General features: G+C 49.0%; 12 protein-coding genes. 7 read left to right on the top strand and 5 right to left on the bottom strand.

From position 1 onward, the window contains the following. Nucleotides 1–120 precede the first annotated feature (120 nt). On the bottom strand, nt 121–1,341 hold the full coding sequence (locus HGH91_RS23410) for a tetratricopeptide repeat protein (protein WP_168741220.1): 1,221 nt from the start codon (nt 1,339–1,341) through the stop codon (nt 121–123). Nucleotides 1,342–1,515: 174 nt separating this feature from the next. Further along, nucleotides 1,516–2,496, bottom strand: coding sequence for a sugar phosphate isomerase/epimerase family protein (locus HGH91_RS23405; protein ID WP_168741219.1), 981 nt, complete (start codon nt 2,494–2,496; stop codon nt 1,516–1,518). Nucleotides 2,497–2,844: 348 nt separating this feature from the next. Between HGH91_RS23405 and lepB the strand changes: the two genes are divergently transcribed. The 6 genes from lepB (at nt 2,845) to HGH91_RS23375 (ending at nt 13,437) form a co-directional block, all read left to right on the top strand. Beyond that, on the top strand, nt 2,845–4,029 hold the full coding sequence (lepB, locus tag HGH91_RS23400) for a signal peptidase I (RefSeq protein ID WP_168741218.1): 1,185 nt from the start codon (nt 2,845–2,847) through the stop codon (nt 4,027–4,029). 165 nt (nt 4,030–4,194) lie between these two features. Beyond that, on the top strand, nt 4,195–5,100 hold the full coding sequence (locus HGH91_RS23395; protein ID WP_211092397.1) for a YheT family hydrolase: 906 nt from the start codon (nt 4,195–4,197) through the stop codon (nt 5,098–5,100). A gap of 52 nt (nt 5,101–5,152) precedes the next feature. Further along, nucleotides 5,153–6,562 (top strand): glycoside hydrolase family 30 protein, encoded by a 1,410-nt coding sequence (locus tag HGH91_RS23390; protein WP_168741216.1) that lies wholly within the window; start codon nt 5,153–5,155, stop codon nt 6,560–6,562. 295 nt (nt 6,563–6,857) lie between these two features. Then, complete coding sequence (locus tag HGH91_RS23385) at nt 6,858–9,503, top strand: GH116 family glycosyl-hydrolase (protein ID WP_168741215.1); 2,646 nt, start codon at nt 6,858–6,860, stop codon at nt 9,501–9,503. A 66-nt stretch (nt 9,504–9,569) separates the two neighbouring features. After that, nucleotides 9,570–10,127, top strand: coding sequence for a DUF1543 domain-containing protein (locus HGH91_RS23380; protein WP_168741214.1), 558 nt, complete (start codon nt 9,570–9,572; stop codon nt 10,125–10,127). A 283-nt stretch (nt 10,128–10,410) separates the two neighbouring features. Further along, nucleotides 10,411–13,437: a PVC-type heme-binding CxxCH protein gene (locus HGH91_RS23375; RefSeq protein ID WP_168741213.1), complete on the top strand. Its 3,027-nt coding sequence runs from the start codon at nt 10,411–10,413 to the stop codon at nt 13,435–13,437. A 50-nt stretch (nt 13,438–13,487) separates the two neighbouring features. Here the strand turns inward: HGH91_RS23375 and HGH91_RS23370 are convergent, their stop codons facing one another. The 3 genes from HGH91_RS23370 to HGH91_RS23360 are packed head-to-tail and all read right to left on the bottom strand — an operon-like array spanning nt 13,488 to nt 18,329. Further along, on the bottom strand, nt 13,488–14,750 hold the full coding sequence (locus HGH91_RS23370) for an acetyl-CoA C-acetyltransferase (RefSeq protein ID WP_168741212.1): 1,263 nt from the start codon (nt 14,748–14,750) through the stop codon (nt 13,488–13,490). A 24-nt stretch (nt 14,751–14,774) separates the two neighbouring features. Next, on the bottom strand, nt 14,775–15,749 hold the full coding sequence (locus HGH91_RS23365; protein ID WP_168741211.1) for a 2-hydroxyacid dehydrogenase: 975 nt from the start codon (nt 15,747–15,749) through the stop codon (nt 14,775–14,777). Nucleotides 15,750–15,776: 27 nt separating this feature from the next. Then, the gene (locus tag HGH91_RS23360; protein WP_168741210.1) at nt 15,777–18,329 is read right to left on the bottom strand and encodes a cation-translocating P-type ATPase; all 2,553 of its coding nucleotides are present in this window, start codon (nt 18,327–18,329) and stop codon (nt 15,777–15,779) included. Nucleotides 18,330–18,432: 103 nt separating this feature from the next. Here HGH91_RS23360 and HGH91_RS23355 point away from each other — a divergent pair, with 103 nt between their 5' ends. Continuing rightward, complete coding sequence (locus HGH91_RS23355) at nt 18,433–20,505, top strand: alpha-N-acetylglucosaminidase (RefSeq protein ID WP_168741209.1); 2,073 nt, start codon at nt 18,433–18,435, stop codon at nt 20,503–20,505. Nucleotides 20,506–20,604 lie beyond the last annotated feature (99 nt).

Below are 20,604 nucleotides of genomic sequence, written 5' to 3'. Positions count from 1 at the left end.
TGATGGAACTATGGAAAAACAGGACGAAACAGGTAAAGCGGCGTTTATTTAATGGGGGCAGGCGCAAAATAAAAAGCACCCGGCAAAGAAAAGCCGGGTGCTTTTTCTATTTCAGTGATGCTATTGTTGTTCGCCATTTTTAAGCTGTGCTAACCATTGCTGGGCAAATTCGTTGCCGGGTTCCAGTCTGATCACCTCTTCAAAAGCAGCGATGGCATTGGGCAGCTGGTCCATATTATAGAACAATACGGCCCGGTTTACGTGCACATAGGGATCGTTTGGCGCCAGTTTCAACACTTCATCATAGATCTCCAGTGCCTCTTCGTTCAGCTGAAGCAACATAAAGATAGATCCTTTATTCATCATCAGGTTAGGCTCTCCGGGCGCCAGTTCCAGGCCTTTGTTGGCGTATTGCATTGCCAGCCGTAATTTGTTGATAATGCCCATTTGGGTATCCTGGTTATACCCGTTGTCTTCCATGTAAGCGATCGCTGCGTTGGCTTCCTGGAGAATTTTTATTACCTGCTGTTCATACCAGCCGGCACTTTTTTCCACATTTTCCGAGAAGGGAACATTTTCCAGGTCTATTTCTTCTGTTGCATTCATGGCGGGTTTCATTTTATCGGCTGCCGGGGCATACCACCATTCACAGAATTTTCCCAGTTCGCCGCCGATGGGCAGTTCATCGGAAGGTGGTAAGGTATCCGCATCAATGGCATCGTTGGCCAGTACCAGTTCCAGTATGGATTCCAGTGCTTTGTAATTAATAGGTTCGTTCATTTGCTCTGCATTCATCACGATGTAGGGCATCAGCTGGTAGTAGCTGGCCAGCAGGCTGGTATTTTTTTGTTCGCCTGCCAGTTCCGCAATTTCGTGCGACATGCTAAATACGTCTATTTCTTCCGGAGCTATCGCATCTTCGCCGGTTAAGGTACCATTGTCTACCAGGTCGGTCCACAGCAGGGAGCCAGCATCGCAATATAAAATATAGCGGTTGGTGTTATGGTCGTAGTTGGCGTAGCCGGCTACCGGGTTGGTTTCAGCGTCCCATTCGGCGGTGGGCTGTTCGTAGATGAAACTGAATTTTTTGCTGGCTTCCAACGCATCAAACCAGGCTTTATGGGCTTCGTAGGCCGGATGAGCGTTGATGGGAAATGTGTATACGAAGCGGTGTTTGATCAGCGTATCTATTACGCGGAAATGGGTAAACCCGGTATCAAACTGTTGTTGTACGCGATAAAGGTTATAGAAAAGACTTCTTCGGTCGAGTCCTTCTTCGGGGCTTTCGTCCAGGCAATAAACGGATAATTCCACCCATGATTCAACTTCATGCATCGACATATGTAGCGTGGTTTTTAGGCAAAACTACGTAAAAAGCAGCAAGCGTAAGGCAGAAGGCACGCAAAGGAGCTAAGGAGCAAAGCAGCAAAGGCATTTTGTCAAAACATGAACTCTTATTGAGCTTATAAATTTCTTTGCTGCTTTGCTCCTTAGCTCCTTTGCGTGCCTCCGGCTTTACGCTTTCAACAATACGTTCTTCACGTATTTGTAGCTTTTGGTGACGCTCTGGAACGGATCGATGGTGATTTTGTCCTGTTCTACAAACAGGTGTTTTACACCTGCCAGCTTTGCCTGGGCAAATATTTTATGGAAGTTGATACTGCCGGTGCCTACTTCTGCGAAGGTAACGCCGGAGAGCAGCTCCATAGAGGTTTTATTTTCCGTGCCGGCGGCAGTGAGACTGGCAGTATTGTTTTTATCCATGTCTTTTACATGCCAGGCAACGAAACGGCCGGGCGCTTCTTTAAAGAGGGCTACCGGGTCGCGGCCTGATTTTACTGCCCAGAAGAGATCCAGCTCAAAGGATACGAGGGAAGGATCTGTTTCTTTGAGCATAATATCATAGCCGGTGCTATTAGTATCTGACAGTGGTTTAAATTCCCAATAATGGTTATGGTAGCCAATGTGCAGGTTTGCTTTTTTACAGATTTCTCCTGCTTTATTGAGTTGTTCTGCCATGAATTTATAATCATCCGCTACCAGTTTTTTATCCCAGAGGGAGAGTGGTAATACCGGTACAATGAAGTAGCGTTGACCCAATGCGGCGGCCAGTTCAATTTGCGGTTGCAGGGCGTCTGCGTTACCATTGCCCCTGGTAAGGTAGTCGTTGAGCTGATAGTGACCGCTGGGTGTTACCAGTTGGTGCTGTTGTAATACGGCGCCCAGTTCTTTTGGCTTGAGGCCCCAGAATTCGCCTTTATCGCCAGCGCCCTGGAAGCCGTAGAAGGTTTCTACTTCGCGGTAGCCAATGCCGGCTACTTTGGCCAGGGTACCTTTAGGGTCCTTGTCCAGCTGATCGCGCAGGGTGTACAGCTGAATACCGATTTTCCTAGGGAGTGCTTTATTGCCGGTCATCGCCAGGATGCTGCCGGGGAGCATCATGCCTGCTGCCATCAGTCCTGTTTGCTGAAGGAAGGAGCGTCTCGAAGTATGCATGGTCATAAAAAATTTATAACGTGGGTAAATATATAACCACTGCGGTGGTTATATAGGGCAATTTAATAAAACGATTTTATCTTGACCGAATTTTTTAGTCGCTGTGCGGAGGGTTGATACTTTTTTGCAGAAACCGGCAGCATAATATAATAAAAAGATAGTTTGCTATAACGGAAAGGTGGGTACGATAAAAATAAATATTTCCTTTGTAATGATTTATGGTGGCTGGTTTAAGTGCTGTTGTGCTGTGTCGTTGCAGTAGCTGTTTTTATTCCTGTAATTTTTGAATGGAGGAGGTTTTAAAATGGTTAAATTGTTAGTGGTTACTTGTCCAAAACCTTGTCCAACATGCGTGTTTTTTTCAGCACTATAAAACAAGCCGAAAAGGGTACCCGCCAGAAATCCAGGTTGCGGGAATGGATAGAGGCGGTAATTTTTGCCATTGTTACTGCTACCCTGATCCGGATTTTTATTTTTGAGGCTTTTGTGATCCCCAGTGCTTCCATGGAGAAGACCCTGTTAATCAATGATTTTATTTTTGTGAGCAAAGTCAGTTATGGCCCCCGCATTCCTATTACCCCGCTGGCCTGGCCTTTTACTAACCATACCATGCCTTTTACAAAAGATGTTGCGCCCTTTTCCACGGCTGTACAGTGGCCTTACAGGCGGCTGCCGGGATTTGGGCATATTGAGCGTAATGATGTAGTGGTGTTTAATTATCCCTGCGGAGACACGGTGCTGAAAAATAAAGCGGGAGAAGATGAAGACTACTATAGCATGGCCAGTTTGGGAGCGGAATACCTGCACAAAAATTACGGACCACCCATTACCAGGCCGGTAGATAAACGGGAAACCTGGATCAAGCGCTGTATAGCGGTGAGTGGAGATACCATTGAGATCGTGAGTGGCGAAGTATATATCAATCATCGCCCGGGAAGGATACCTCCGCATTTCCAAGCCCGGTATTATGTTACCATGCCAGACCGCAAGCGGCTGAGCGAGGCCATGCTGGACAAGCTGGGTACAGATCATATCCCGCGGCCTATGCGCGATTCAGGCATGTTCATACATAACCTGTCGCCAGATAACCTGGATACCCTCCATGCCAGGGGGGCGCAGATAAAGCGGGTGATCGTGGAAGGCTACGGCGATTATAAGATATTTCCCTTCGATAACAAACATTATGAATGGACGCAAGATTGTATGGGCCCTATCTACGTTCCAAAAAAGGGTGTTACGGTGACACTTGATTCTTTAACCCTGCCTTTTTACCGCCGTATTATTGATACTTACGAGCACAATACGCTGAATGTGGTGGGCAACAAGATTTATATCAATAACCAGGAAACCAGTACCTATACTTTTAAAATGAATTATTACTGGATGATGGGGGATAACCGTAACGAGTCGACAGATTCCCGTTTCTGGGGCTTTGTTCCGGAAGATCATATTGTGGGGAAGGCCTGGGTTATCTGGATGAGCTTTGACCATGGCCATATCCGCTGGCGGCGGTTGTTTAACGTGATTAAATAAAGGAGGCCTTTGCATGATAGTTGGGTCGGGATTAACAATTTTCTCTATACCAGGAATGGGAAGCGGCAAAATTACAAATTAAGGAGTACGAATTCGTACTTTCGCAGCATGCCCGTATTGCATCATTCAGATTATAGAGCGCCATTCCTGCTGCAGAATCGTCATATGTTAACGATTTACCCTTCCCTGTTTCGTAATATAGCTCCTGCGCCTTACCGCAGGGAACGTATTGCTACACCTGATAACGATTTCCTGGACCTGGATTTCAGCGAAAAAGGGAATGACCGTATCGTGGTGATTTTGCATGGCCTGGAGGGAAATTCCACCCGTAAGTATGTACTGGGCATGGTGCATATTTTCAATGAAGCAGGCTTCGACACGGTGTCTATGAACTTCCGTGGTTGCAGCGGGGAGCCCAATAAAAACCTCTGTTTTTATCATAGCGGGGAAACAGGCGACCTGCATACCGTGATTACCTACCTGCAAGCATTGGGGAAATACAAAACCATACACCTGGTTGGTTTTTCGCTGGGTGGTAATGTTACCCTCAAGTACCTGGGAGAAAGGGGAAGTGAGCTGAAAGGCGTCATTAAATCGGCGGTAGCCATTTCGGTGCCCTGCGATCTTAAAAGCAGTTCGGCTGAATTGGAGAAACGGCATAATATCATTTACATGCAGCGGTTCATCCGCGACCTGGGGGAGAAGCTGCGGTTAAAGGAACAGCTATACCCAGACTGTATCGACTTGTCGGGCTATAACGCTGTAAAATCATTCCGGCAATTCGACGACCGCTACACCGCGCCCATACATGGTTTTGGGGATGCGCTGCAATACTGGGAGGAATGCAGCTCCCGCAGATACCTCCACAGGATACAGGTACCTGCTTTGCTGATCAATGCCATCGACGATCCCTTCCTGAGCAAGGAATGTTATCCTTATGACCTGGCTTCCAATAGCACCTGCTTTTTCCTGGAAACACCACAGCAGGGTGGACATGTAGGCTTCGTGAAATTTGGAGTGCCTTATTACTGGTCGGAACAACGGGCGTTATCGTTCTTGCAGGAAGCATAAATAGTTTGTATTTTGATATCCGCTTTAGCGTGGACGAATTATTTATTTTGCTATGAAAAGAACTGGTCAATTTTTTCTGAGCCTTGCCCTGCTCCTGGGCAGCTATACGAACGGAAACAGCCAACAGAAAGTGCCTGGTATCAGCTATTGGCTTACTTCTCCCGATAAATCTATTGTGCTGCAACAACAGCCGCATACCTTGTTGTTTAGCTCCGTTAAAAAAGATATACCCGTTATAACGGTAGATGATACCCGCAGCTTCCAGGGAATAGATGGATTTGGGTTTACGCTCACCGGCGGCAGCGCCACGCTGATTAACCAGCTGCCGGCCGACCAGCAGGATGCTTTGCTGAAAGAATTATTTCTTACCAAAGGAAATAGCATTGGTATCAGTTACCTGCGCCTGAGTATCGGCGCTTCCGATTTGAGCGCCAGCGTATTCACCTACGACGATATGCCCGAGGGAGAAACAGATCCGGAGCTGAAACATTTTACCATCAATGAAGAAAAAAAAGACCTGATCCCAGTATTAAAAAAGATTGTGGCGCTCAATCCTGCTATCAAAATATTAGGCTCTCCCTGGACACCACCGGCCTGGATGAAAACCAACGAATCTTTTATTGGCGGTAGTTTGAAGCCGGAGTATTACAGCGTGTACGCACAATATTTTGTGAGATATATACAGGCGATGAAAGCCGCCGGTATTACGATCGATGCTATCACGATTCAGAATGAGCCATTGCATCCTAAAAATAATCCGAGCATGCTGATGCTGGCGCCAGACCAGGCCGCCTTTATCCGGGATCACCTGGGGCCTGCGTTTAAAAAGGCCCGCATCAAAACGAAGATCATCTTATATGATCACAACTGCGATAAACCGGAATATCCCATTTCTATTCTGCAAGATGCAGCTGCCAACCCGTATATCGATGGATCCGCTTTCCATTTATACGGTGGTACTATCGATGCGCTCAGTAAGGTACACGACCTGTTTCCCGGTAAGCATCTTTATTTTACAGAACAATGGTCGAATGGGAAGGGCAGCTTCGCTGAAGAGCTGACAACAAATACTACGCAGTTGATTATTGGCGCTACCCGCAACTGGGCACACAATGTATTGCAATGGAACCTGGCAGCGGATGCGCAGTGGAACCCGCATACTGATAAAGGAGGCTGCTCCCAATGCCTGGGAGCTATTACCATTGATGGAAATGCTATCTCGCGCAATTCCTCTTATTATGTGATCGGGCATGCGTCTAAATTTGTGCCGGCTGGTTCGGTGAGGATTGCATCCGATATTCCCGGTAAGCTCGATAATGTAGCCTTTAAGACACCTGCCGGGAAAAAAATATTGATAGTCGTGAATAACGACACCCTGCCGCAAACTTTCCAGATCAGCGTGCGCGGGCAACAGGCCATTGCGTCGCTGAACAGTGGCGAGGTGGCTACGTTTGTCTGGTAATGCTTTATTCTCCTTTCATGGTGTTGGTTTAACCGGGGTAATGAACCTCCGGGAAGGTTATATATATTGCCAAGACACCGTTATGATCAACACCTGGCAGAAAGATATTGCAGTGAACAATGATAGTAGTGCTTTTAAGGCGTTATACCTGCGCCTCATGCAAAAAAGACGGTATGAATTTATAGCATCGCACCTTTAATCCCGTGAAACATTATACCTGGCCTATTCCACAGGAAGCACCGGATAAAAACAAAAACCTGGTGCAAACAGCTGCCTGGAAATAAAATCAATTACTATGCGTATTGAACGGAGAAAATTCTTAAGAAATGTAAGTCTTACGATGGCTGGTGCACTCACGGTGCGCCTGCCGGTAGTAGGCCGGGCTATCCACGATAGCCAGCACCGCCTGCTGACTACCATCCAGCCCCCGGCGGAGTGGATCGCTTCCCTGTATGAACGTGGCCAGGCTACCCGTTACCTGAAAAGCAGGAACGAGCTGCAGTACATCGGTATGCCGGTAGGGGGTATTATGTGCGGTACCGTATACCTGGGTGGCGACGGGCGTTTGTGGCTATGGGATATTTTCAATAAAAACCAGGAAGGCATTGAGCCGAAGGTAGTAGACTATAACGCCAATGTACTGGATGGTGGAAAGAAAGTGCGCTCCCGCGATGGTGCCTGCTACATTGCTCCTTCTAAAGATATCCGTCCGCTGGACCAGGGATTTGCCCTGCAGCTGCGTTATGGTAATAAAACGGAGATACGGAAGCTGGATGAACACAGCTGGCCGGAGATCAGCTTCGAAGCCACTTACCCGATGGCTACCATCCGGTATATAGATCCATTGTTACCGGTAGAAGTAACGCTGGAAGCCTTTTCGCCCTTCATCCCATTGAATGAAGATGACTCGGGGTTACCTGTAACGATCCTGTCTTACAAAATAAAAAACAAGAGCAATACGCCGGTTACCGCCACCATCATGGGATGGCTGGAAAACAAAACTGCGCTGTACTCCGCAGCCACCGCGCACGAGCGGGTAAACACTGTAGTAACTGGTACCGGGTGGAGAGGAATTAACGCCACCATCCGTACGAAAAACGGGAGTAACGAAGCACTGGAGAAACAGTTCGACTATGGTAATATGTGCCTCGCTGCCTTTGACAAAGCTGCCATGGCTAATTCTGCTATGCCGGAAGGACCGTTGACCAACAAAAGCTTTACCCTGATGCCAGAAAAGCAGACGGTAAAAGATACCGGGGAGAAATTAACCGGGGCCGTGGCGTTATACAATACAATACCACCGGGAAAGACTATACGAAATGACTTTGCTATCAGCTGGTATAGCCCCAACCTGCATTTCAACGGTATCCAGGGCGAAGGCCGTTACTATGCCAACAAGTTTGCCGACGCGGTGGCGGTTATGGATTATGTAAACACTCATTACGAGCGCCTGAGCCGTGAGAGCCGCTTGTGGAAAGATACCTGGTATGACGCGTCCTTGCCCTGGTGGTTTATGGAGCGTACTTTTCTCAACATTTCCACGCTGGCCACTACCACGGCGCATCGTTTCCGCTCGGGCCGTTTCTGGGCCTGGGAGGGCGTAGGCGCCTGTGAAGGCACCTGTACGCATGTATGGCAATATGCACAAGCGGTGGGCCGTATCTTCCCGGCATTGGAAAGGGATACGCGCGAACGGGTAGACCTGGGCATTGCACTCCTGCCCGATGGAGGTATTCTTTTCCGCGGCGAAGCAGAGAAACGCCCGGCAATAGACGGACAAGCCGGTACCGTATTACGTATTTACCGGGAGCACCAGATGAGTAAAGACAGTGCCTTCCTGGAAAGGAACTGGTCTAATATCAGGAAGGCGACGCTCTTTATTATTCACCAGGACCGCAACGGCGATGGCATGGAAGACACACCGATGGAGAACACGCTGGATGCCGTGTGGGATGGCGAAATAGCCTGGATTGTAGGGTTGTGCATTGCTGCCGTAAAAGCTGCGGGCCTGATGGCGGCTGAGGTGAACGACCAGGAATTTGTGGCCATCTGTAACGACTATACGGAGAAAGGCAGACGTAATATGGAAACGCAGTTGTTCAATGGCGAATACTTTATTCACCAGCCGGATAAGGTAAAGGGGAGAACGGTAATTGGTTCTTACAACACCTGTCATATCGACCAGGTATATGGCCAGAGCTGGGCTTTCCAGGTGGGCATGGACCGGGTGATTGACCGCGAAAAAACGTTGTCGGCATTAAAGGCTTTATACCGTTATAATTACAAATCAGATGTAGGATCTTATATTGCTGCGCATCCGGGTGGGCGGCCTTATGCGCTCGCGGGCGAAGCAGGAATGATCCTGAATACCAATCCTAAAAATGAGCCTTATCCATTTGGGGTAAAAGATGCCTGGCAGTTAGGATATTTCAACGAATGTATGACCGGCTTCGAGCACCAGGTGGCGGCGCATATGATGGCCGAAGGGATGACAGATGAAGCGCTTACCCTCACCCGCGCCGTACATGACCGCTACCATGCGGCCAAGCGCAATCCTTTTAATGAAATAGAGTGCAGCGATCACTACGCCCGCGCCATGGCCAGCTACGGCACTTTCATTACTGCCAGCGGGTTCCAGTATCATGGCCCTAAAGGCTATATCGCTTTCGCTCCCACTATGAATAAGGACAATTTCAAAGCCCCATTTGTGACGGCAGAAGGCTGGGGTACTTATTCGCAGCATAAAGGGCATCATGTGTTGCAGCTGAAATACGGTAAGGTGACCTTGAACACCCTTCGCTTTCAACATAGCGGCGTAAAGCAGGTGAAGCTGGGAAACAAGACAATACCTTTTAAAACAGAAAACGGATTTGTTACCATACAGCTGGATCAGCCACTACAACTACAGGCCGGTCAGCAGCTCGACATTACAATGGTATAATAACAACTGTGCGCTGCGATGCAGGAAGAATAAAATACAGTACCTTACTGCCATAAATTTTTATCAATGGCAGCATTAAAATTGTTCATGGTACTGTTGGGATGTAAGCCAGCCGGTCGTCATACAGAACAGCATGATATATTCTTTGGTATTGGAAACCAGCTGAGAGACCTGATTCCTGATATGGAAGCATTCTGGCCGGAAGCAAAAGGGAAGTTACATATTGATGGTTTCCGGGAGGTGAATATAGTCGATAATCACCAGATCAGGGTGGTGGAGAGAAACGGACAGGAACCCGGCGACCGGCAGCTATTTTTTCTGAACCTGGGTGGATATAAACCCAATGAGATGGAAGAGTTTCATTATAAGATACTCAGTGTACAAACGGATATCGGCGCCGCGATCCGGGCATCTAAGGAAACTGTCTTTTTTAAACATACCACTTTCGGTACCGCTACATCTCACGTGGATGACAAATATGGAGTGGACGTAGATGATATTTATACAGTGAAAGATATACTGCCACCACATCTCAAAAAAAAATATACGCTGGAAATAACACCGGTACCAGGTGTTGGTACTGATCAGCTGCACTTGGGATATTTCCAGTTTAGTACAATATAAGTCTTGATGGGGGCTGTTTTTCGGCAGAAAGACAGCCCTTTTTGACCCCTTTTTCCCACGCCGGTGATCATGACAGCTTGACCGCTTGTCAATAAGAAAAAATATTACACTAATGATTGTCCCTTTCATTTCCGGCATGGTATCTGTGCCGTAGACTACGAATTTTTATTCGGTGAAATGGATGACAATGACCACCCGTTCCGGTTTCCCGGGACGGGTTTTTTTATGCCATTAATTTTATTATTTTTAATAGTTGTAAAAATGACAATTAATATTTCCACGTATGAAACATATTTACTGGTTTATCCTGTTATTACCGGTTGTTATTGGCGCCTGTCAGGCCAATAAGCCTACGTCCACCTCCACTGTAGAGGGCCCACTCACAGAAGCGCAGCAGCGGTTGCCTGAAAACGCCGTCAGAGGGCTCAAAACCCGGGAAGGATTGGAAACGACCCTCTTTGCCAGTGAACCTGCCATCATGAATCCTACCAACATGGACATTGATGAAAAGGGACGGGTATGGATTACAGAAGCCTATAACTACCGCAATGAACTCAATCCAGGCCATCCTTACAAACAGGCGGGCGACCGGATTATGATCCTGGAAGACCTGGATGGTGATGGCAAATCCGATACGGCTAAAGTATTTTACCAGGACACCTGCATTAATGCAGCACTGGGAATTTGTGTGCTGGGCAATAAAGTCATTGTTTCCTGTAGCCCCAACGTCTTTATTTTCACCGATACCGATGGCGATGATAAGGCCGATAAGAAAGAACTGCTATTCCGCGGGATTGGCGGTATCCAGCATGATCATGCCATTCACGCCTTTACATTTGGTCCGGATGGTAAATTATATTTCAACTTTGGTAATGCAGGGGATAGTATACTTGACAGGAACGGCAACGTTATTAAAGATGCAGAAGGGCGGCTGATTGCCAATAAGGGCATGCCTTACCGGCAGGGCATGATTTTCCGCTGTAACCTGGATGGAAGTGACCTGGAAGTGATGGCGCATAACTTCCGGAATAATTATGAAGTAGCAGTAGATGCTTTTGGCAATATGTGGCAGAGCGATAATGACGACGATGGTAACCGGGCTGTACGCATTAACTATATCCTGGAGCACGGTAATTATGGTTATACCGATGAAGTGACCGGTGCTGGCTGGTCGAGCCGCCGTATGAATATGGAAGATTCTATTCCTTACCGGCACTGGCATCTGAATGATCCGGGCGTAGTGCCCAACCTGTTGCAAACAGGTGCTGGTTCGCCAACGGGGATGGTGGTATATGAAGGTGATTTATTACCTCCCGTATTTCGTAACCAGATGATCCATGGAGAGCCGGGACATAACGTGGTGCGGGCCTACCCCGTGAAAAAGCAGGGCGGAGGTTATACGGCCGCTATTGAAAACATACTGGAAAGTAGTACCGATCAGTGGTTCCGTCCTTCAGATGTAGGAGTGGCTCCGGATGGTTCGCTGTTTGTGGCCGACTGGTACGACCCCGGCGTAGGCGGCCACCAGGTAGCTGATCTCGATAGGGGACGTATCTTCCGCGTAGCACCCGCGGGGAGTAAGTATAAAGTATCACCGCCAGTACTCAACACTGCCGCAGATGCAGTAACCGCGTTAAAGAATCCCAATCTCAGTACCCGTTACCTGGCATGGACAAAGTTGCATAATATGGGCGCATCGGCAGAAAAAGAATTGGTGAACCTCTATCATAGCAATAACCCGCGTTACCGGGCACGCGCCCTTTGGTTGCTCAGCAAGCTGCCTAACGGTGCAGACTATATCAAAACAGCATTGCGGGATAAAGACGAAGATATCCGTATTACGGCCATCCGTGCGGCAACGGAAGCAGGAGTGACTTACGGCAATATGCTGGTGACCGATCCCTCGCCGGCTGTGCGTCGCCAGGCCCTGCTGGCCATGTATCATAGTCATGAGGCAGATATGCCTGCCAACTGGGCGCTATTAGCAGCACAGTACGATGGTAAAGACCGCTGGTACCTCGAAGCGCTGGGCATTGGGGCAGATAGTAACTGGGCCGCCTGCTTCGACGCCTGGCGGAAATTACCACCCAACAAACAACATCCCGAGGCAGACAATGATATCATCTGGCGCGCCAGAACGCCGGCAGCTTTGCCGCTATTGGCGGCTCTGATTCAACGCGAAGAGAATGACCCCATGCAAAATAAGCGCTACTTCCGGGCCTTCGACTTTTACCCGGCTAAAGAAAGTACGCCTGTTTTGTTGGGATTACTGAAAGGACATCATCCTAAACAGGATTATATCAATGCCCTGGCTTTTATGCAGTTGGATGCCGGCGCTTTGCCCAGGACCGGAGAAATGGCAAAGCTGCTGCATAATGCGTTGCAGGTATTTAAAGACCGTACAGAGTTCATAGACCTGGTGCGGAAGTATAAGCTACGCGACCAGAATGAAACATTGTTACAAACGATCCTCAATAAACCCGCAAATGAAATACAGGGTTATGCCATGAAAACGCTGCTCGAATGCGGTGGGCAACCGCTGGTGGTGAAACGCCTCCAGGGCAAAGACACTGCTGCCGCCTTTATCCTGGTGGAAGCCATGGGTAAGGCCCAGGACCGGCCCAACCGCGAGCTGCTAACCGCCCTTATTCGCAATAAAGTATACCCGGCCCCGTTACGTGAGCTGGCTGCCCGCAACCTGGGTCGTGGATGGGATGGATATGCTGATTTATGGAGCCTGGTAGAACGTAAATTATTGCCGGCCGACCTGGATACGGTAACAAAAGATGTACTTACCCATGCCTGGCGTCAGGATGTGAAAGCCAAGGCAGTAGCGTATTACGAGCCGGCTGTTGTAAATAAAGCATTACCGCCTGTTGAAAAATTGCTGGCTATCAAAGGAGATATACCGAACGGTAAAAAGGTGTTTGCCAGCTATTGCAGTTCCTGTCATTTAGCGGGAAATACCGGGGTGAATTTTGGTCCGGCCTTATCAGAAATCGGCAGTAAGCTCACCAAAAGTGCCATTTATGAGGCCATTATCCATCCTGATGCTGGTATCAGCTTTGGCTTTGAGGGTTACTTCTTCCAGCTGAAAGATGGCTCACAGGTGCTGGGGTATATTGCCAGTCAAACTGATGAAGAAATAGACGTGCGTATGGCAGGAGGGCAAGGGGTAAAATTGAGGAAAACAAATATTGCGTCCCGCAAAGCATATGAACATTCGTTGATGCCTACAGGATTGGCTACCGCTATGTCTCAGCAGGAGCTGGTTGACCTGGTGGAATACCTGGCGTCATTAAAAAAATAGTACTGGCCCATTTAAAGCTAAGCCGCGCCGGTGCTCCCGGCGCGGTTTTTTTATCGTTCCAGTATGGCGGTTACGCCCATACCGCCGGCGGTGCAAATAGAGATGAGCGCCCGGCCGCTACCGCGCTGCTGTAATATTTTAGCCGTTTGTGCTACAATGCGGGCGCCGGTGGCAGCAAAAGGATGGCCGATAGCTACGCTGCCGCCGCGTGTGTTGAGTTTACTGCGATCGATACTGCCGAGTGGTGTGTCCCAACCCAGCTTCTTACAGTAGTCCGCATCTTCCCAGGCTTTGAGGGTACAAAGCACTTGCCCGCAAAAGGCTTCATGAATTTCATATACGTCGAAGTCCTGTAGACGCAGGTGATTGCGTTTCAGTAAACGGGCCACAGCGTAGGTGGGCGCCATCAGCAGTCCTTCTCCATGTACATAATCAACAGCAGCTGATTCTGCATCTACCAGGTGAGCCTGCACCGGCCAGTTTTGTTGCTGGGCATATTCTTCGGAGGCTAGCAGGAGGGCCGCGGCGCCATCGGTGTACAAAGTGCTGTTGCCGGCGGTCAGCGTACCATTTCCGCTGAAGTCGAAGGCAGGCTTCAGTGCGGCCAGTTTTTCAGGTGTGGTATCTGCGCGCACAATAGTATCTCTTTTTACTGCTTTGAAGGGTATTACCAGGTCATTAAAAAAACCGTCGTTATAAGCTTTTGCAGCATTCATATGGCTTTGATAGGCGAGGGCATCCTGCTCTTGCCGGGTGATGCCCCATTCCTTTACCATCTTTTCGGTATGTTGGCCCATAGACAGGCCCGTTCTGGGTTCTACGATAGAAGGATATACCGGGGCCAGGTCTTTGAACCGGAGAGAGGCCAGTATTTTTAGCCGTTCTCCCACGGATTTGGCGGCGCGTAGATCCACCAGTTTCCAGGCCAGCTGTTGTTTAAACAGCAGGGGAATATCGCTGTTGGTGTCACTGCCTCCACTGATGCCGGTGTCTATTTGTCCGCAGGCAATGCGGAGACCTAGTTGTATGGTGGCATCGAGACTGGTGCCGCAGGCTCTTTGCAGGTTGTAGGCGGGAGTATGTGGATCGAGGGCCGTGCCCATAATACATTCCCTGGCGAAGTTCCATTCGGTAGAGCGATTCAGGAGTGCGCCCAGCGCCACTTCCCCGATTCTTTTTCCTTCCAGCCCGTAACGCGTAACGAGGGCATTGAGACAGGCGGTCAGCATTTCCTGGTTGCCGACATGGTTATATTCCTTGAAGGATTTTACAAAAGGGATGCGTACTCCACCAATGATAGCGACCTTTTTCATGGTAACGTTAAAGATTAAACGTAATTACAAAGCGTAAATATGATTTACCGGGTTCGGTACAGGTTGTCCCTCGAATGCGGCAATAATATTTTGTGCGGCAATGCGCGACATGGCATTGCGGGTTTCTACAGTAGCAGACCCGATATGCGGTAATACCGCCACCGTAGGCATTTGCAGCAAAGGATTATCGGGGTGCATGGGTTCGGGGTTGGTTACATCCAGGCCGGCGCCCCATATCTGCCCGGTTTCCAGGGCGGCGATGAGATCTGTTTCGTTGTGGATACCGCCCCTGGCAGCATTAATAAAAATGGCGGAAGGCTTCATTTTCGCGAAGGCGGCTTTGTTGAATTTCTCTTTGGTTTCCGGTGTAAGAGAGGTATGTACGCTGAGTACATCGCTCTGTTCGAGGAGTTCGTCGAAGCTCACCCATTGGGCGTCCAGCGCTTTTTCGGCGGCTTCATTGCGATGCCGGTTGCAGTAAATAATCTTCATGTCAAACGCTGCGCGGCATCGCTGGGCCATTACGCTGCCTATGTTGCCGAGCCCCCAGATACCTAATGTTTTTCCTTCTATATCTACTCCCAGGTTGGCTGTAGGAGAGGAGAAACCCCACTCGCCTTTGATGATTCTTTTATGATGAAAAAATGCTTTCCTGGCTACGGTGAGCATCAGCAGGAAAGCGGTATCGGCGGTGGCATTACTCAATACACCGGGTGTGTTGGTAATTTGTATACCTAGTTCGGTAGCGGCTTTCAGGTCTACGTTGTCGTAGCCTACGGATAGCAGGCTGATTATTTTCAGGTGCCGGCAATGTTCCAGGAGTGAGCGATCAATTTTCCTGCCCCCGGCAAATAACAGGGCATCGTTTTCCTTACATTTTGCAATCATCTCTTCGAGACTCATTTCCCGCGGTTCACTCCACTGGGTAACGGTAATGCCCGCACGCTCCAGCAGTGCAAGGCCTTCTTCGGGAATAATCCTGGTGGTAAATACCTTCATACATCTATTGCTTTAATATCGGGTAAATTACATGCTGCCGGCGCTCGCTGCAGCGAGCTTGCGATGCAATTGCTTTTTCCGGACATGTATATTTCTTTTCCATGCTTTCCATAATTCAAACCATAGTACGGCGGTGGCGCCTAAACCGGTACAGATAAGCAGTTGCGGTAGCTGTAAGGCAGTTATACTAAAGAAGTTTGCTATTGGCGGCACATACAGCATAATAGCCAGCAATGCCAGGGTAATACAGATAACGCCTGTCATCATTTTATTATGATTGCGCCGCATACTGTGTATAAAAGAGTAGTAGAATGAGCGGTTTACTAAGGTAAGAAAAATATTGGCGAGTACCAGGGTGGTGAATACCATGCTACGGGTATGGATCTCCGAATAACCCATGGCTATACTCCATTGGTAAGCGGTCAGCACTCCGGCCGTAATCAGTAGTCCCTGGAGGATGCTGATATTCATTTCCCTGAACGACAGGAAGGTTTGCGTAATAGGCCGTGGCGGCAGCTGCATGGCATTTTCCTCCATCGGTTCATTTTCATAAACAATAGAGCAGGTAGGCCCCATGATCACTTCCAGGAAGATAACGTGTACCGGCGTAAATATATTGGGATAAATCCATCCCAGGAATAGTGGAAGGGATACCGTAAGAATAATAGGGATGTGGATAGAAATAATATACTGTATCGCTTTTTTGATATTGGTATAAATTCTACGTCCCATGGCAATGGCGTCTACCATGCTGCTCAGGTCATCATTCACGAGGATCAGGGCGGCCGCCTGTTTGGCTATTTCCGTTCCTTTTTTACCCATGGCAATGCCAATATGTGCGGCTTTTAATGCCGGGCCGTCGTTGACGCCATCGCCGGTCATGGCCACTACTTCCTGGTCGGCTTTCAGTGCGTTGATAGCGGCCAGTTTAGCTTCGGGAAACATTCGGGTGAAAATATTAACTGATTGCAGGGTATCCTTCATCTCCTCCGCCTCCATTTGCATGAGCGCATCGCCATTTATGGCTTTGTCGGCATGCTGCAGTCCTGCCTGTTGGGCAATGGCCTTGGTGGTAACCGCATTATCGCCGGTAATGATTTTAACCACGATGCCTGCCTGGTAGAATTGCTGGAAGACCTTTTCTATGTTGGCTTTTGGCGGATCGTAGAAGGCCAGCAGTCCCAGGAAAACAAAAGGAAATTCCTGCTGGGTGGCCGGAAACTGATCGCCGGTAAATTCGGCGCTCGCTACGCCCAGCACCCGGTATCCTTTGCCGGCAAGGGTATTCACCTGGTCCAGCATTTGTTTTTTTTCTGTTTCCGGGAGATGAGATACCGCAATGATAGCTTCCGGTGCTCCTTTCGCTGCCACGATGCGCTGACCGGTTTTGTTGCCAAAAATATGCGTCATCATAGGTGGCTTACCTTCCAGCGGATATTCATGGATGATTTCATACGCCGGGCGTTCGTCTTTGGACATTATTTTTTCGTATAGCCGGTGCAGTGTTTTTTCCATGGGATCGAACGGTACTGGTTCACTGGCCCACATGGCCGTGGTGATAATATCGGCCGGGAGGTTGTCTTCGCCGTATAACGTATGATCCGCTGCGCTGTAGATAGCGGGCAAACTCATCTTGTTTTCAGTGATGGTGCCTGTTTTATCGGTGCAGATAATAGTGGCGCTGCCCAGTGCTTCTACCGTGCGTATCTTTTTTACGATGATACCCATTTGCATGAGTCGCCGGGAACCCAATGCCATAAAGGTGGTGAAGGCCACGGGTATTTCTTCCGGCAGGATAGACATGGCCAGGGTAAGGCCTTTCAGCAGGCTGTCGGTCAGGCTGCTACTGCGGATATAGTTAAACAACCATACTGCCAGGAATACCACCACACCGACAATTGCCATCCATTTCACGAACTGGCGGATTTGCAATTGCAGCAATGTAGGTTCTTCTTTAATGTCCAGTATCGCCTGTCCCAGCTGCCCTATTTTCGTTTGTGCCCCTACCTGCGTTACTTCGCAGATGGCCAGTCCGGATACCACCAGGGTGCCGCTATATACTTTATTGTCTTCGTCATCAGGTTGCTTGGATACGGCAAAGGCTTCGCCGGTCAGCGCCGATTCGTTCACCGAAAAATCGTTGGCATGTACTATTACGCCATCAGCGTTGATGGTATTGCCTTCTGATATCATGAGCATATCGCCGGTAACAATTTCGCTGGTAGGAATGCTGGTAAGCTGACCGTTACGGATAACCTTGCTAAGTGGCTCATTCAATTTCTGGAGGGCGTCCAACGCCTTACGGCTGCGGCTGTCCTGGTAAAAGGAAATACCTGATACCAGCGCAATGGCCGCCAGCATGAAATAGGCCTCGCCCAGTGCGCCCATCGCAAAATAAATGGCCGTTACCGCGATGAGCAGTACCAGCATGGGCTCGTCTATTATCTCTTTAAGTATATGTGTAAACAGGTTGCCATCAGGAACGGGAGGGGTATTGCTGCCATATTGTTCCCTGGAAGCGGCTACTGCTGCGTCGTCCAGTCCATGAATATTTTCCGGTAAGTTAATTTGTCCAACCATATAGGATCTTTTAGGGTGATAGCCGTGTACTAAATTTACGAATTATGTAATTCATCTTTTTATTACCATCTTTATTGCTTCATACGATCTAACAGTGAAACAAATGAAAAAGCAAGTAATACTGGCAGGGCTGTTGTTATGCCTGTCTTCTACGTTATTGGCGCAGGATTTTCCGGCCATACAGCAACTGGCGCAGCGCAGGGTGCCCTGGTTGGCCAAATCGCTGATCTTGAAAAATATACCGGCGGAAAATGACAAAGATGTTTTTGAAATTACTACCCCGGGAAAGCAGGTGCAGATCAGCGCTTCCAGTCCCAGCGCCGCTGCTGCAGGCCTCAACTGGTACCTTAAGTATTATTGCCACCGCGCTATGTCGCATATGGGCGACAACCTGGCGCCTGTATCTCCCTTACCGGCTGTAAAAGAAAAAGTACATATTAACACCGGCTACGATTACCGCTATGCGCTCAATTACTGCACCATCAGCTACACCATGAGTTATTACAACTGGAAAGACTGGGAGCGGGAACTCGACTGGATGGCGCTCAATGGGGTAAACGTGATGCTGGCTACCATGGGAACCGAAGCTATATGGCAACATACACTGGAGCGCCTGGGCTATACGCCGGAGGAAGCGCGCCGCTTTGCAGCCGGACCAGGTTTTACCGCCTGGTGGCTCATGGGTAACCTCGAAAGCTGGGGAGGACCGGTGACCCAGCAAATGATAGACCAGCAAACCCGCCTGGAGAAGCAGATACTGGCCCGCATGAAGGGCATGGGCATCGCCCCGGTGATGCAAGGTTTCTATGGTATGATTCCGGTAAATCTGAAAGAAAAAATGCCGCTGAAGGTGATTGAGCAAGGAAAGTGGGCAGGAGGCTTTCAGCGCCCGGATTTCCTCGTGCCGGGCGATAGTAACTTTACCCGCATTGCCGGCATCTACTATGAAGAAATGAAGAAATTATATGGTAACGATATTCATTTTTTTGCCGGCGATCCTTTTCATGAAGGAGGTATCAGTAAGGGAGTGGATGTGACTGCCGCTGCTGCTGCCATCCAGCAAACCATGCTGGCACATTTCCCGGGAAGCACCTGGGTATTGCAGGGCTGGCAGGCCAATCCCTCCAGCGCTTTACTGGCAGGACTGGATAAGTCGAAAGTGCTGGTGCAGGAACTTTTTGGAGAAAATACCGCCAACTGGGACACCCGCAAAGGATATGAAGGCACACCCTTTATCTGGTGCAGTGTGAATAACTTTGGTGAGAAACTGGGATTGTACGGTAAACTGCAGCGGTTTGCTGACGAAACCTGGAGAGCGGCTCATAGCCCCTATGCCGGCTTGTTTAAGGGCACCGGCATTATGCCGGAAGGTATTCACAACAACCCGGTAGTATTTGACCTGATGCTGGAACTGGCCTGGCGCCCGGAAAAAACAGACGTAAAAGAGTGGATAAAATCATATGTACGTTACCGTTATGGCAGCGATAACGCCGACTTACAGGCAGCCTGGCAAGGCTTGCTGGCGACGGTATATAGCAGTTTTTCACAATACCAGGAAGGACCCAGCGAGTCGATCTTCTGTGCACGGCCTACCTTAACGGATCGCCCGGTATCATCGTGGGGCACCCGCAAACGCAATTACAACACAGCCGATTTTGCCGCTGCCGTAGCCACTTTTCTGAAAGCGGCGCCCAAGATGAAAAACAACGCCACCTATGACATTGATGCCATAGATTTCCAGCGACAGGTGAATGCCAATAAAGGAGAAGAGGTCTATACCAGCATGGTAGCCGCCTATGAGCGGAAAGACCTGGCCGCCTTTAAGCAAAGCGCCGCCAGCTTCCTGGCACTGATACAGCAACAGGACCTGCTGCTAAGCGGTAACCCGCACTTCCGGCTCGACACCTGGGTGAACGCCGCCAGGAACCTGGGACAAACGCCCGCGGAAAAAGCTTTGCTGGTAAAGAACGCCAAAACCCAGATCACTTATTGGGGACCCGATAACCCGGATACGGATTTGCACGAGTATGCGAATAAGGAATGGGGCGGACTCCTGCGCAGTTATTACCTGCCCCGCTGGAAAATGTATATCACTGCATTAACCAGTCAGCTGGAAGGAAAACAGGTACCACCAACAGATTTCTTTAGCTGGGAAAAGCAATGGACGCTGCAATAGCAGCTGTTCATAAATGAACAGAGGAGGTTGAAAGTGAACACTGTTGCTGGCCTGTTGAGCCTGTAAGTAATTGATAATCAAAAGTGCCGGATTCCGGCA

The sequence above is a fragment of the Chitinophaga eiseniae genome, from assembly GCF_012641265.1.
In the GTDB taxonomy this organism is placed as follows: Bacteria; Bacteroidota; Bacteroidia; order Chitinophagales; family Chitinophagaceae; genus Chitinophaga; species Chitinophaga eiseniae_A.
Note: the sequence above shows the minus strand (reverse complement) of the source record. Positions and strands in the feature narration are given on the sequence as shown.